Annotated in this window: 13 protein-coding genes; all 13 read right to left on the reverse strand. The window is 73.0% G+C overall.

What is annotated here, in order from left to right:
- Nucleotides 1-80: 80 nt before the first annotated feature.
- Nucleotides 81-389 carry a 50S ribosomal protein L27 gene (rpmA, locus tag DYI95_RS10985; protein ID WP_116899758.1) on the reverse strand — a complete coding sequence of 103 codons (309 nt, stop codon included), beginning with the start codon at nucleotides 387-389 and terminating at the stop codon, nucleotides 81-83.
- 5 nt (nucleotides 390-394) lie between these two features.
- Nucleotides 395-739 carry a ribosomal-processing cysteine protease Prp gene (locus DYI95_RS10990; RefSeq protein ID WP_116899757.1) on the reverse strand — a complete coding sequence of 115 codons (345 nt, stop codon included), beginning with the start codon at nucleotides 737-739 and terminating at the stop codon, nucleotides 395-397.
- 3 nt (nucleotides 740-742) lie between these two features.
- Nucleotides 743-1,054, reverse strand: coding sequence for a 50S ribosomal protein L21 (gene rplU / locus DYI95_RS10995; RefSeq protein ID WP_116899756.1), 312 nt, complete (start codon nucleotides 1,052-1,054; stop codon nucleotides 743-745).
- A 313-nt stretch (nucleotides 1,055-1,367) separates the two neighbouring features.
- Nucleotides 1,368-3,068 carry an Rne/Rng family ribonuclease gene (locus tag DYI95_RS11000; protein ID WP_116899755.1) on the reverse strand — a complete coding sequence of 567 codons (1,701 nt, stop codon included), beginning with the start codon at nucleotides 3,066-3,068 and terminating at the stop codon, nucleotides 1,368-1,370.
- Nucleotides 3,069-3,698: 630 nt separating this feature from the next.
- A complete protein-coding gene (locus tag DYI95_RS11005; RefSeq protein WP_116899754.1) occupies nucleotides 3,699-4,556 on the reverse strand; it encodes a site-2 protease family protein in 858 nt (285 codons plus the stop codon).
- A 102-nt stretch (nucleotides 4,557-4,658) separates the two neighbouring features.
- A complete protein-coding gene (locus DYI95_RS11010; RefSeq protein WP_116899753.1) occupies nucleotides 4,659-6,053 on the reverse strand; it encodes a murein hydrolase activator EnvC in 1,395 nt (464 codons plus the stop codon).
- Between the two features lie 165 nt (nucleotides 6,054-6,218).
- On the reverse strand, nucleotides 6,219-7,361 hold the full coding sequence (locus DYI95_RS11015) for an FtsW/RodA/SpoVE family cell cycle protein (protein ID WP_116899752.1): 1,143 nt from the start codon (nucleotides 7,359-7,361) through the stop codon (nucleotides 6,219-6,221).
- 263 nt (nucleotides 7,362-7,624) lie between these two features.
- The gene (minE, locus tag DYI95_RS11020) at nucleotides 7,625-7,987 is read right to left on the reverse strand and encodes a cell division topological specificity factor MinE (RefSeq protein WP_006902925.1); all 363 of its coding nucleotides are present in this window, start codon (nucleotides 7,985-7,987) and stop codon (nucleotides 7,625-7,627) included.
- A gap of 39 nt (nucleotides 7,988-8,026) precedes the next feature.
- A complete protein-coding gene (minD, locus tag DYI95_RS11025) occupies nucleotides 8,027-8,821 on the reverse strand; it encodes a septum site-determining protein MinD (RefSeq protein WP_116899751.1) in 795 nt (264 codons plus the stop codon).
- A gap of 134 nt (nucleotides 8,822-8,955) precedes the next feature.
- The gene (locus DYI95_RS11030) at nucleotides 8,956-10,188 is read right to left on the reverse strand and encodes a septum site-determining protein MinC (RefSeq protein WP_116899750.1); all 1,233 of its coding nucleotides are present in this window, start codon (nucleotides 10,186-10,188) and stop codon (nucleotides 8,956-8,958) included.
- A gap of 221 nt (nucleotides 10,189-10,409) precedes the next feature.
- A complete protein-coding gene (gene mrdA, locus DYI95_RS11035) occupies nucleotides 10,410-12,464 on the reverse strand; it encodes a penicillin-binding protein 2 (protein ID WP_116899749.1) in 2,055 nt (684 codons plus the stop codon).
- Nucleotides 12,461-12,997, reverse strand: a complete 537-nt coding sequence (locus DYI95_RS13155; protein WP_116899748.1) for a rod shape-determining protein MreD — start codon at nucleotides 12,995-12,997, stop codon at nucleotides 12,461-12,463. Before DYI95_RS13155 ends, mrdA begins: the two co-directional genes overlap by 4 nt.
- Nucleotides 12,994-13,824 carry a rod shape-determining protein MreC gene (mreC, locus tag DYI95_RS11045; protein ID WP_116899747.1) on the reverse strand — a complete coding sequence of 277 codons (831 nt, stop codon included), beginning with the start codon at nucleotides 13,822-13,824 and terminating at the stop codon, nucleotides 12,994-12,996. The genes DYI95_RS13155 and mreC overlap by 4 nt, the downstream gene beginning before the upstream one ends.
- Nucleotides 13,825-13,834 lie beyond the last annotated feature (10 nt).

The following is a 13,834-nucleotide window of genomic DNA, read 5'->3' on the forward strand; positions in this document are numbered from 1 at the left end:
GGCCGCAGCAGGCCAGATAGCAAAAAGCCTCCGCCCAACCGGTACCGGCCGCAGCGGAGGCGCCTGGCATAGGGACAAGGTCAGTCGGCAGCAACCTGGGCGGGCTCTTCCGCCGCCAGCGGCATCACGTTGACCACCCGGCGGCCGCCCCGGGTGCCGAACTGGACCACGCCGTCGACGAGAGCAAACAGGGTGTCGTCGCCGCCCCGGCCCACGTGCTTGCCGGGGTGGAACCGGGTCCCGCGCTGCCGCACCAGGATGGTGCCCGCGCGCACCACCTGTCCCTCGTACCGCTTGACGCCCAGGTACTTGGGGTTGCTGTCGCGACCGTTGCGGGTGCTGCCGCCGCCCTTCTTGTGGGCGAACAGCTGCAGGTTGATCCGGCGCATGGACCTCACCTCCCTCCGGTCGACCGTTCTTCCACGCGCACGTACTCGTCGTAGTCGCTGGCGATGGCCTGGATCCCGACCCGGGCCGTCTCCAGGATCGCCTGGGCCGCCCGGTGCAGGTCCGCCGGCACGTCAGCGGGGAGCTGGCACACCAGCCGCCCCTCCTCGTCCAGCTCCACCTCGGGCACCAGGTGCAGCACTTCCTCCAGGCCGAGAATGGCCGCCTGCCCCAGGGCCGACACGGCGGCACAGACGATGTCGTCGCCGCGGTCGGCAAACCCCGCATGACCGGTGATCTCGAAGCGCGTGATGGCGCCCTGGCCATCGCGGAAGAACACGGCCCGGATCACGGCTCACGCCTCGATGCGGTCGATCTTCACCCGGGTGAAGGGCTGGCGGTGACCCCGCTTGCGACGGTAGTTCACCTTGTGCCGATACTTGAAGACGATGATCTTCCGGTCGCGGCCATGGCCCAGCACGTGGCCCGTGACCCGCGCGCCCTCCACCACCGGCGTGCCCAGGCGGAATTCCTCCCCCTGCTTCACGGCCAGCACCCGGTCGAAGACCACCGTCTCGTTCTCGTCCACGGGCAGCTTCTCCAGGCGCAGCACGTCGCCTTCCTGCACCCGGTACTGCTTGCCCCCCGTCTCGATGATGGCGTACATGGCGTCACCCCGCCTCCACCTGGCTGCGTTCAGCATCCGTGCCGGTCATCGGCATCCGTTCCGGTCGATCGCCGCGGCATCATCGCCGTGCCCTTGTCCGAGGGGAAAAAGGCAGAAAGAGGGGCCCCCGCGGCGCCGGGGCCTTCACAGCGCTAGTATTCTAGTCGCCCGGCCGCAGGGGTGTCAAGGTAAGCGGCGGACATAACGTGGTGGTGCCGTGCCGGGCGGTGTCGGGCCGGGTGGGGGGCCCGCGGCCGGCGGCGTGCGCGGGAACACCCGCCGGCGCGGGCCGGGCCACGATCTTGGCCGGGCCTTACGAGACCACCCGGGCCCGGGCATAGGTGCGGTAGGCCCGGGTGATCTCCACCACCACCCGCTGCCCCACCCGGTCGCCCGCTCCCTGGATGTCGATGACGTACCCCTCCAGGCGCGCGATGCCGTCCGCCTGGTTGCTGGCGTGGCGCTCCTCGACCTCCAGCTCCAGGCGCTGGCCGGCATGGACGGGCAGCGCCTGGCGTTCCACTTCCTCCCGGCTGCCCAGGGCCACCAGGTGCATGGCTTCCAGGTGGACGTCTTCCCGGCCCCGGATGAACACGCTCCGGCCCGTCTCCCGTTCCAGCTCCCGCAGGTTGGCCCCGCCGGCGCCGATGAGCAGCGACGCCACCGACGGGTGCACCTCGACCAGGATGGCCTCGCTGGGCGAATGGCGCAGGATGCGTTTGATCTCGCGGCGAACGCGGCGCGCCGCGCTTTCCTCGCTGAGCACCCGGCCCCGCCCCTCGCAGTAGGGGCATTCCCGCGTCAGCTGTTCCAGCAGGCTGCGCCGGCCCTTCTTCCGGGTCATCTCCACCAGGCCCAGGGCCGTGATGCCCAGCACCGTGGCCTTGGTGTGGTCCCGGGCCAGGTGCCGCTCCAGCTCCTGGACGACCCGGTGGCGGTGGGCGGGTTCTTCCATGTCGATGAAGTCGATGACGATGATGCCGCCGATGTCGCGCAGGCGCAGCTGGCGCGCAATCTCCGCCGCCGCCTCCATGTTGGTCCGGAACACCGTGTCGGCCAGGTTCTTGCTGCCGACGAACTTGCCCGTGTTGACGTCGATGGCCGTCAGCGCCTCGGTCTGGTCGATGACCAGGTAGCCGCCGCTCTTGAGCCACACCCGCCGCTTGAGGGCCCGCTCGATCTCCTCGTTGACCCCGAATTGTTCGAACAGGCCGGTTTCCCGGTTCTGGTAGAGTTGAACCCGATCCCGCAGCGGCGTGGCGAAGGCGGCCATCAGGTCCAGCACCCGCCGGTACTCGGCGGGGTCATCGATCAGCACCTGGTCGACCTCCGGCGTCAGCATGTCCCGGACCACCCGGAAGACCAGGCCCAGGTCCCGGTAGAGCAGCACGGGCGCCCGCTGCCGCCGGGCCCGCTGCTGGATGTCCGCCCACAGGCGGGTCAGGTACTCCACGTCACCGCGCAGCTCCGCCTCGCTGCGGCCTTCGGCGGCGGTGCGGACGATCAGCCCGGCGCCCACGGGCTGCAGTTCCTGAGCCAGCTGCTTCAGGCGCTGGCGTTCCTTCTCGTCGTGGATGCGCCGGGAGACGCCCACGTAGTTCACGCCGGGCATGAGCACCAGGAGCCGCCCGGGCAAGGTCAGGTGGCGGGTGACCCGGGCCCCTTTGGTGCCCGTCGGCTCCTTGGTGATCTGGACGATGATCTCCTGGCCCGGCCGGAGGATGTCGGTGATGGCGGCGTGGCGGATGTCGTCGGGCAGGTCGTCGGCGTCGTCGGCCTCGTCGCCCCGGGGAACGGCGTCGGCGACGTAGAGGAAGGCGTTGCGCTCGAGTCCGATGTTGACAAAGGCGGCCTGCATGCCGGGGAGGACGTTCTCGACCCGTCCCTTGTAAATGTTGCCAACGACCCGCTGGGTGGAGGGGCGCTCGTGGTAGATCTCCACCAGCCGGCCGTCTTCCAGCACGGCGACCCGCGTCTCGTCGGGTTCCACCGTGACCAGGATGGACTTGTTCATGAAAAACCACTCCAAACTTGTAGATAAGCTCAGTTTAATCCATCGGCAGGCCTTTGATCCACGGTACCGGCCCCGGCCCGCGCACCGGGCCGGGTGGCTCCACCGCCCTGCCGGCTTGCCTGGGATCCCGCCCAACGGGCCGGCAGGCGCTGGTTCTTACCATGGATGAATATGGCGGGGCGGGGCACCGGCAATACGGCCGGGCGGCCGTCGAAGCCAAACCGGGACCGGCCTGAACGGCCACCACGGGAGACGCCTGGTGGGCTGGCGAGGGGCGCCGCCAGGGGCATCCGGCGGCGTACCTGGAGCTGGAATAATTGGAGGTGCAAGCGGCTTCTTGGGGGTCGAAGGGGGTTCTTCGGACCGAAGGGCGGTGGACGCCGTGCCGGTGCACGCCGTGCCGGACCCCGCTGGGGACGGCTTTTGCCCGCCGTTCCGCGCGACCAGGCGGCCGCGACCCGCCCACTTCCGGCAAGCGCCGCGGCCGGGCCGGCCTCGGGGGCCGAATCCACCCCACCCTGCGGTCTTGACCGGTTCCGGCGACCGCCGGGGACGGAGCCGCCGCCGGAACCGGGCCCGCAGCACCCTAGCACCCTGCGGCCCCGCCCGGCCCGCCAGGGGCGGCGGCCGTCAGGCGCGCCATTCCAGCAGGTCCCGCACGGGCGCATCCAGCCCCAGCTGGAGGATGCCGCGCAGCAACCGCCCCTCGTCCACTTCCCCCAGGGGGCGCTCCTGGATGTCGACCACCACGATCTCGTGGTAGCTCCCCGGCCGCAGGGCTTCCGCCACCTGACGCAGGCTGGTGGTCTCCAGTGCCACCAGGCGGTGCACGGGCAGCAGGCCTATGCGGCGCAGGCGGCCGCGCTTGGTCCACAAGCCCCGCAGGGCGGTGACGCCCACCCACTGCTCTTCCCGCGCCGTGCCCACCCAGATGGTCAGGGCCGCCGCCAGCAGGTGGGGGGCCAGGACCTGCCAGTAGAACGCGAGAAGGGTCGCCGCCGCCAGGGCCAGGGCCACGGACCGGCCCAGCCGGCCCAGCATCATGACCGCCTGGCGCGGCCCGCGGGTCCGCTTGAGGAAAGCCAGGAGGATGCGGCCGCCGTCCAGCGGCAGGGCCGGCAGCAGGTTGAACAGGGCCATGGCCAGGTTGGCGGCCTGAAAAGGAGCGACCCACGGCCCCAGAAGCCACCCTGCCTGGTGGAGGGCGATGCTGATGGCCAGCAGCAGCAGGTTGTTGAGCGGGCCGGCCAGGGCCACCACCGCTTCCACCAGGGGTTCCCGGCGGCCCGGCCCGCGGATGTCGGCCACGGCGCCGTAAGGTAGAAGCTCGAGGCGCGCGATCTCCAGCCCGCAGAGCCGGGCCGCGACCAGGTGGGCCAGCTCATGGGTGGCCAGGACGGCCAGGAGCAACAGCAACTGGCCCGGCAAGCCCAGCAGAGCCGCCAGGGCCACCAGGACCAGCAGCAGCGGATGGACGAACACGGCCACGCCCAGGATGCTGCCCAGCTGCAGGGGCCCTCGCCTCCTTGCGCCCGGGCCGCCCCCCGGGCCCCGAGGGTGCCATGGCGAGGGCGCCTGGCGACCGCCGCCCTAGCGACCGCCTTCCGGCGGCAGGTGCAACTCGGGGTCGACGGCCTGCCCCCGGCGCCGCATTTCAAAGTGCAGGTGGGGTCCGCCGCCCTCGCCTTCGGCGGCCACCGCCGCCAGGAGCTGGCCCGCCGTCACCGCGTCCCGGTCCCGGACCACCACGTGGTCGACGACCGCATAGCGGGTCACCCAGCCCCCGCCGTGGTCCACCTCCACCATCCAGCCCAGGCCTGCCCGGTCGTACCACACCCGCGTGACCACGCCGGCCGCCGCCGCCCGGACGGCCGTTCCGGCCCGGGCGGCGATGTCGATGCCCTCGTGAAAGCGCGGGGCATCCCCTTCGTCCAGCTGCCAGCCGAAGGGTTCCGTCACCCGGCCTTCCAGAGGCCAGGCCCATCGCGGCTCCCAGCTTCCTCCCCCGGAGGAACCGGCCCCGGAACCGCTGCCGGCCGCGCCGTCGCCCGCTGAACCGCCGGCCCCCCCATCGCGATCGCCGGTGAACCCGGCGGAACCGGGGCCGGAGCTTTGCGCGCCGCCATCCTGCTCCGGCGACCCGCCGGCCGGCTCCGTCCCGGACGGGCTGGGGCCGGTTCCCCCGCCAGCCCCCAGGCCCGGCTCCTCGCCGCCGGCACCCCGAAGGGCCCGGCCGGTAGCGCTGCCCGGTGCGGCACCGTCCCCCGCGGGGCCGGCTGTGACGCCCCCCGGGCCGCCTCCGGGCGGGGAGCCGCCCGTGGAGCCCCCGGCCGGGGCGCCGCCTGTGGAGAGGCTCCCGGCGGCCTGCCCCCCGCTGGCTCCGGACCCGGCGGGGTCCGGAGCCAGCGGAGCCAGCGGGGCCAGCGCAGGCACGCTGCCGCCGGTGACGCCGGCGCCCCCGGCGCCGGCGTCACCGGCTTCCTGGCGCCCCAGGACGGCCACCTGGAGCCAGCCGCCGGCGGGCAGCCCGGAGAGCCAGCGGGCCACCTGGGGCCGGTCGAGCCAGTTGGCGCTGACCATGCGCCCGGCCGCCCGCGCCCAGGCCTCGCCCGCATCACCGGGCAGCCACCGGCCGGCCACCAGGGCCAGCGCCAGGAGCAGGGGCACCCACAGGGCCGGGCCTTGCCGCGCTCCCGGCATCCAGCCCCCCGGTGGCGGCTGCAGGCCGCCTGTGACGGGGCCGGCGGGGCCGGCGCCGGGTCCAGGGTCCGGGCCCGGCAACGGCTGCCCGCCCGCATCGCCCGCAGGGACGGGCCGGTCACCGCCGTGGCCGGCCCCGGCCACCGGCCCGCCGGCCGAAGAGGCCGCTTCACCACCGACAATAGCGCCACCGGCGGCCGGGGCGCCGGCCGCGCCGTCCCTGGCCGCGCTCTCCCCGGCCGGACCCTTCTCGCCCGCTTCCCCGCCTGCACCTGGAGGCACCATGGGCCGTCCCTCCCGGCGCAGTATATGGATCGCCCAGCCATCCCTATGCTGGCCACCGGGCCACCCCGGTGGGGGCTGGGCACGCCGCGGCGGCCGCGGTCTTCCCGGGCGGTCCGGACCCTAGGATCAGGATCCAGGATCAGGATCCAGCGCAGGATTCAGGATTCAGAACAGGATCTTGTGCCGGCGGGCGTAGGCGCTCATCAGGAGGCCCAGGCTGATGCAGTTGGTGAGGAGGTTGCTGCCCCCGTAGCTGATGAAGGGCAGGGGCAGGCCGGTGATGGGCATCAGGCCGACGGTCATCCCGGCATTGATGATGAAGTGGGTGGCCAGCATGGACACCACGCCGGCCCCCAGCAGCATGCCGTAGGTGTCCCCGGCCTGGGTGGTGTCGTGCAGGGCGCGCAGGAGCAGAGCCAGCAGCAGCAGGACCAGCAGGGTGATCCCCACGAAGCCCAGGGTCTCGGCGGCCACGGCGAAGATGAAGTCGGTCTGGGGCTCGGGCAGGAAGCTGGTGGCCGTCTGGCTGGTGCCGGTCAGCCCCTGGCCGAACAGCCGGCCGTTGCCCACGGCCAGGCGGGACTGCAGCACGTGATACCCCGCACCCAGGCCGTTCTGCCCGTCGTTGTACGGGTTGATGAACACCACCAGCCGCATCAGCTGGTGGGGCTCAAGGAGCGAGATCTTGTCAGGGAAGCGCAGCTGGGCCCACACCAGGCCGGTGGCCGCGGCCAGGCCGGCCGTGGCCAGGCCGAAGAGGCGCCAGACCGGGTAACCGGCCATGAGCAGCATGCCGCCGGTGATTCCGAAGAAGACCAGCACCGTCCCCAGGTCCGGCTGTTTGAGCACCAGCAGGGCCAGGGGAGCCACCATGGCCCCCACCGGCACCAGGTCCAGCCACGTCCAGGGCCGGTCCTCGTGGCGGGCGAGCCGGTCGGCCAGGACCAGGATCAGGATGGGCTTGACGAACTCGGCCGGCTGCAGGCTGACCGGGCCGGCCTGGATCCAGCACCGGCACCCGTTGATCTCGGGCGCCACCACCAGCATGGCCGCCAGGCCGGCAGTGGCCGCGCCGTACAGGTACCACTGCACCCGCGGCAGGGTACGGTAGTCGACCCACAGGGTGACGGCCAGCATGGTGGCCAGCCCGGCGACGGCGAAGACGGCCTGCTTCTCCACCAGGTCCAGCATCCCCCGGGCCCGCACGGCCACGGAGATCAGGACCAGCCCGCAAGCCATGAGGACCATGACCAGGGCGATCAGCGGCAGATCCAGGGTTTTGAGCAAGCGCCGGTCCAGCAAGCCCACGGGCCTTCCCTCCCGCGCCGGCCGCCCCGCCGGCGTCGACGCCCGGACAGGCATCGGCGTCCCGGCGGCCGCTTGCCGGCGCCATCACCCTCCCATGATAGCAGCCGTCCGGGCGGTGCGGGGGTGGGGCTCGCTGCCGCCGCTGGCGGGGCGGCCCAATGGCCGCTGCCTTCCGGGCCGCTGCTTTCCGCCCAGTGGCCGCCACTTTCCGCCCGTGATCGCCGCCTCCCGCCCGCCCGGCGCGATCGTCGCCGGCGCGCCTGTCAGTCCTCTCCTTCGGCCGCCGCCAGCGGTCGCCGCCGGACGGCTCGCACCGGGATGCTGGCCACCAGGGCCACCGCCGCCGCCTCCCGGTGCAGGCTGACCTCCATCCCCGCCCGGTCCACCTCCAGATAACGGGAAATGGCACGGATCAGATCGTCCTTGAGGGCCTCCATCAACTCCGGCTCCATGTCGACCCGGTCGTGGACCAGCATGAGCTTGAGCCGCTCCCGGGCGATGTCCTTGCTGGCCACCCTGGCCGTCCCCCAGCCCGGGGTTCCCCCGGCACGGGGTCCGGCCGTCCCTCCGTTCCCGGGCGCCCCGCCCCCGCCGCGTCCCAGGACGCGCGCCAGAAGCTGGATCACCCCACATCCCTCCCCATGGTCCCCGGTTGCGGCCGCTCCTCAGGCCCCGCCCAGAAGCCGCCGCAGCCGCCCGAGCAGGCCGTGTTCTTCCTTGAAATCGGGGAAGGGGACCTGCTCGCCCAGCAAGCGCCGCACGATGTCCCGGTAGGCGCGGCCCGCCCGGCTGCGCTCGTGGGCCACCACCGGCTCGCCGCGGTTGGTGGAGTCGACCACCTGCTCGTCCTCGGGCACCACTCCGATGAGCTCGATGGCCAGGACGTCCAGCACGTCCTCCACGCCCATCTGGCGCCCCTGCTGGACCATGTCGGGGCGCAGCTTGTTGATGATCAGCCGCGGCGCGGCCAGGCCCTCCGCCTCCAGCAGGCCGATCACCCGGTCGGCATCGCGCACCGACGACACGTCGGGGGTGCACACCACCAGCGCCTCCTGGGCCCCGGCGATGGCGTTGCGGAACCCCTGCTCGATGCCCGCCGGGCTGTCCACCAGCACGTAATCGAACTCGGCTGCCAGCTCCTCGCACAGCGCCTTGAACTGTTCGGGCCGTACGGCGGTCTTGTCCTTGGTCTGGGCCGCCGGCAGGAGGAACAGGCCGTCGTAGCGCTTGTCCTTGATCAAGGCCTGTCGCAGCCGGCAAAAGCCCTCCACCACGTCCACCAGGTCGTAGACGATGCGGTTCTCCAGGCCCATGACCACGTCCAGGTTGCGCAGGCCGATGTCGGCGTCGACCAGCACGACGCGCTTGCCGGTCAGGGCCAGGGCCGTGCCCAGGTTGGCGGTGGTGGTGGTCTTGCCCACGCCGCCCTTGCCCGAGGTGACGACCAGCGTGGTGCCCAAGGCGTCCCCTCCTCCGTGGCTACCGTCGGTGATGCCTGCTTCGCCCCTCACAGGCGCAGGGGAGCCGGCCGGCGCGGGCGCGCCCGTGCTGTTGCGCGCTCCCGGTTCCCCGCACCTGTATTCGTTCCTTCCTGCTAGGGGTGGGCGGCCTGCGCGCGGTCCCGGTCGTCCCGCTCCGCGGCGCGCTCCCGCTGCCGCTGCCAGAACCAGCGGGCCGGGTCAAAGGGTTCGATCAGCACCTGCCCGTCCCGGACGCAGGCGATCTCCGGGCTGCGCCCGCCTGCGGGTCCGGCGACGGCCCGGCCTGCCGCGCCGGGCGGCGGCTCCCCGTCGGGGGCGCGGCCGATCCAGCGGGCGATGCGGAGCTGCACCGGCTCCATCACCAGGGCGGCCACCACCGCCTGCTCGTCGCCTTTGAAACCGGCGTGGACCGTACCCCGCAGCCGCCCGAAGACCACCACGTCGCCGGCCGCCAGCACCTCGGCGCCGGGGTTGACGTCGCCCAGGATCACCACGTCGCCGTCGTAGACCAGGCGGTGGCCCGAGCGCAAGGTCCGCCGCACCACCACGCCAGCGCGCGCCCGCCCCGCCCCCCGGGACGAACCGGCCCCCGCCGGGGGTGCAGCCGCTGGCTGGCGCCAGCGCGGATCCGTTTCGCCCCACGCCGTGACGGCGATGCCGGGGGCTCCGCCGGCGGAGCCTGGGGATCCAGTGGCGGCCCCGCGGGCGCCAGGGCGCTCCTCACTGCCTTGCTCCCTGGGCGTCCCGGGCCGGCCCCGCGGAGCCTGTGGGCGGTGATCCCCGCCGCCCGGGCCATCCGGCGGCCCACCCTGCCGGCCCCGGCGACGGACCCTGGCGGCCCGAACCGCTTCACCGGCCGCACCGGCCCGGTTCCCCTCGCCGGCCGGTGCCGGGTCCACCGGCCTCGGGACGGTCGCCGGGAAAGCAGGTGGGGCACCGGGACGCGGCGCATCCGGGGCCTGCTCCAGGCAGGCCTCCGGGACCGGTTCCCGGCGGCCGTGACAGTGGCCATCGGGCCCTGGCCTGCCCGCCCCCGCCGGCCACGCGAAGCCGTTGAACCGGTCGCGGACCGGGTGCCGGGAACGCGTCTCGTCCACCTGCTCGGTGATGACGTGCAACAGGCGGGTTCCACCGTAGCGGCTGACCAGGCCTTCAATGGCCATCACCTGGTCGGCGGTCAGTTGCAGCCGGCCCGTATCCAGCACCAGGGCGGGACAGTCCCGCAGGGTAGGGTCACCGGCCAGCATCCGTTCCAGGGTGGAGCACAAGGTGGGGAAATCCAGGTCGGCGGTCACGGAGACGACCACCTCGTCTCCGACCCGCGTCACCAGCGGTGATCCTTTCACCGCGGCCCCCCCTTCCAAACCGGCGCTGACCCGGTCCTTCGCTCCATGGGGGACAAGTCCTGCCGCGAAGGGTGTCGGACGAACCCGCCGGGCCGCCGCAAAGTTCGGCACGGTGCCGCCGCCCGGCGGCGCCGGCGGCCCGGCAACGGCGGCCGCCGGGGCGCCCCCGGCGGGTCCGCCTGTCCCCGGCTTCCCCAGGATCCCATGAGCACCGGGTCCGGTCAGTCGGAAGGGACCACCGCCGCGCTGCGGGCCGCGTCTTCGTGGGCCTCTTCCGCAGCCGTCTCGGGATTGGCCGGCAGCCCGTACCGGCCGGCAAAGTAGGCGTCCAGCATGGCGCGGGCCACCGGACCGGCGGCCAGCGAGCCGCCGCCACCGGCCCGGACGACGACGGCCACGGCGATCTCAGGTTGCTCGCCCGGGCCCGCGGGTGCGAAGGCGATGAACCAGCCGTGGTTTTCGTACTCGGGATCGCGGGTACCTCCCTGGGCCGTGCCCGTCTTGCCCGCGGCTACGTAGGGCGCGTCCCGGAACACACCGTAGGCTGTGCCGTACCAGCCGCCGTTGTCCTGGGTCACTGTCACCATGGCTTCCCGCACCTTTTCCAGGAACGCCGTCGGAACGTCCACCGTGTTCAGCGGGTCGGGCTTCGCTTCCCACAGCACCCGGCCCGTCTGCGGATCCCGGATCTCCTGGACCAGGTACGGGCGGTAGCGGGTGCCGCCGTTGGCCAGGGCGGCGGTGTAGACGGCCATCTGCAGGGGCGTGAAGGCATGGAACCCCTGGCCGATGGAGGCATTCAGGGTATCCCCGGCGTACCAGCGGCGCTCGGATTCGGTGCTGTTCGGGTCGGCACGAGCCACCAGCTCGGCCTTCACTGCCGGCGTGGCCAGCGAACCCTGAACCTCCCCGGCCAGGTCCCGGAGACCGGTCAACTGTCCGAGCCCGAACTGCGTGGCGACGTCGGCGATGGCGTCGATCCCGGCGTTGAGACCCGTCTGGTAGAAGTAAACGTTGCATGAGCGCCCGATCGCCTTGTCAAAGTCGACGTGACCGTGGACACCCCAGTCCTGCCAGGCCCGGCCGGCAAAATAGAACTCACCGCCGCAGTAGGCGGAGGCGGGCAGGACACCGCGCAGCATGGCCGCCAGCCCCGTGATGGGCTTGAAAGTGGAGCCCGGCGGCAAGGCGTCGGCGATGGCCAGGTTCCGTGTTGGCCCCTCGACCCGCTTGCCGCGGTACCGCTCGTTCCAATGGACGTACTGGTAAACCTTGCGGTTCACCGCATCGTAGCGCGGGTCGCTGGGCTCCATGAAAGCCTGGCGGGCGAAATCGTTGGGGTCAAAGGTCGGATAAGAGGTCATGGCCAGGATGGCCCCGGTCCGCACGTCGATGGCCACGGCGGCACCGTTGCGGGCCGGGCAGGGGCACGGCCTCGTCTTCAGTTCCCGCAGTTCCTGAATCCGCCGGGCCAGCGCCTCTTCCGCCGCCTTCTGCACCCGGGCATCCAGCGTCAGCACCAGGGTGCTCCCGGGCTTGGGCGGCACCGCATACCGGTCGGCATCGCCGCCCAGCAGCAGGTGGCGGGATTCGTCGCTGAGGGGCCGGCCGCGGGCGTCCACCTCCACCAGCCGCTGGCCGTCAACCCCCGTCAGGCCGCGCACCGTCCGCCCGTCGGGCAGCTGCACCGGGCCGTTGTAGGTGGCTTCGATGCCTGACTCCCCTTTTAGCTCCCACGGGCGGTTCCCCTCACGCACATAGCCCAGCACGTGGGCCGCCAGGGTGCTGCCCGGGTAGTAGCGCAGGGGCTGGGGCTCGACCACCACCCCGGGCAAGCGGTCGCGGTTCTCCGCCAGGGCGGTGATCTCCGCCGGAGTGAGCTCCGCCTTGAGGCGCACGGGGATCTCCGGCACCGGCCGGACACGCAGTTCGGCCTCCGCCTCCTCGATGGCCTCGACGGGAATGTCGAGGATCCGGCTCAGCAGCCGGCGCGCCTCCGGGTCAAGGCCCTCCCGGGTGTAGACCAGGTAGGCGGAATAGGCAGGCAGGTTTGTGGCCAGGACCTGGCCGCGCCGGTCCAGGATCTGCCCCCGCGGTGCGGGCACGTACACCTTGCGCAGCCGCTGGCCAGCGGCGTACTCGCTGAGCTCGTCGCCCATGACCACCTGCAGCATGTACAGGCGGCCCAGCAGGATCACCGTCCAGGCCACCAGCAGTCCCATCAGGATGTTGCGCCGGCGCAGGCGCTGCCGGCGGGCCAGTTCTTCCGGGTTCATGGCCATCCTCCCCGCCAGCCGCCCGGGATCTCCGCCTCCCGGGCCTCCCGCTCCCGCCGCTCGATGCCCACCACCAGCCGCAGGAGCAGCGGCGCCGCCACCGCCGCCGCCGCCAGCTCCGGCCAGAGAGCCCGGGACCAGACCACCAGGTCGGCCGTGGCCAGGGGCAGGCCTGCGGCGGCCGACACAAGGAGGCCGCGCACCAGCTCCGCCACCCAGGTGGCGGTCACCCCCAGGGCCGTGGCCAGGCCGGGCACGTCTCGGTACAGGCTCTCGCCGGCCTTGCCCCCGGCCCAGCCGGCCAGGGCGTGGAGCAGGGTCCAGGACCCCACAAGCCGTCCCGTCCAGAGATCGAGCCAGAGGCCGGCCACCGCCCCCGCGGCCATCCCCTGCCGCGGCCCGTAGACGACGCCGGTGGCCAGGGCCAGCAAAAGGGGCAGGTGGAACCGGGGCAGGCCCAGGGCGGGAATCGGCCCCACCTCAAGCCAGAGCAGGAGCAGGCTCAGCAGGGTCCAGCGCAGGGGGCGCCTCACGGCGCCTCACCCTGCCGCGCCGGCTCCAGCAGCAGCACGGCCGCCAGGCGGTTGAGGGGCGCGCTGGGTTCCACCGTCACCTGGATGCCCAGGCCCGTGGGATCGCGGCCCACCGAGGTCACGGTGCCGATGGGCAGTCCCGGCGGGAAGACCGGTCCCAGCCCCGAGGTCACCACATCGTCGCCCACCTTCACGTCGGCGCTGGCGGCAAAGAGGGTCATGACCAGCTCGGGCAGGTCGCCCCCCCGGCCATAGGCGACGCCGGCCTCCCCGCTGCGGCCGATCAGGGCCCCGATGCCGCTCTCGGGATCGGTGATCAGGAGGACCCGGGCGCTGTGGGGGGTGACGGATACCACCCGGCCCACCACGCCGCCGGGCACCACGGCCACCATGTCCGGGCGAACCCCGTCCGCCGAGCCCTGGTCCAGGATGATCTCCTGGTACCAGCGGTCCGGGGTCCGCCCGCTCACCCGGGCAGCCAGGACGGCGTCGGGCCGGGCCTGCTTGAGGCCTAGCAGCTCCTCCAGCTGGCGGTTCTCCCGTTCCAGCTGGCGCACCTGCGCCTCCACGCCCCGCAGGCGCTCCAGTTCTTCCCGCAGGGTCTGGTTTTCCGCCTCCAGCCGCCCCAGGGTCGCCAGGGTCCGCCCGATCTCGCCGGCCCCCCGCGCCATGCGGGCCGTAACGCCACTGAGGGGCGCCAGGACCTCCTGCAGCGCCCCTTCCAGCAACGCGGGCCGTGGCCGCAGGTTGCGGGTGGCCGCCATCACGCTCCCCGCCACGGCCAGGACCAGGGCCACGGCCAGCAGCCTGCGGAGCCACGGCACCATCGCCCTTCCG

The organism is Thermaerobacter sp. PB12/4term (assembly GCF_003403315.2).
Taxonomy (GTDB): Bacteria; Bacillota; Sulfobacillia; order Thermaerobacterales; family Thermaerobacteraceae; genus Thermaerobacter.

Coding starts and splice junctions, on each gene's coding strand:
- DYI95_RS11010 (WP_116899753.1), bottom strand. CDS start 6,053: ATGGTGCCTCCAGGTGCAGGCGGGGAAGCGGGCGAGAAGGGTCCGGCC.
- DYI95_RS11000 (WP_116899755.1), bottom strand. CDS start 3,068: ATGAACAAGTCCATCCTGGTCACGGTGGAACCCGACGAGACGCGGGTC.
- mrdA (WP_116899749.1), bottom strand. CDS start 12,464: ATGAACCCGGAAGAACTGGCCCGCCGGCAGCGCCTGCGCCGGCGCAAC.
- rpmA (WP_116899758.1), bottom strand. CDS start 389: ATGCGCCGGATCAACCTGCAGCTGTTCGCCCACAAGAAGGGCGGCGGC.
- mreC (WP_116899747.1), bottom strand. CDS start 13,824: ATGGTGCCGTGGCTCCGCAGGCTGCTGGCCGTGGCCCTGGTCCTGGCC.
- rplU (WP_116899756.1), bottom strand. CDS start 1,054: ATGTACGCCATCATCGAGACGGGGGGCAAGCAGTACCGGGTGCAGGAA.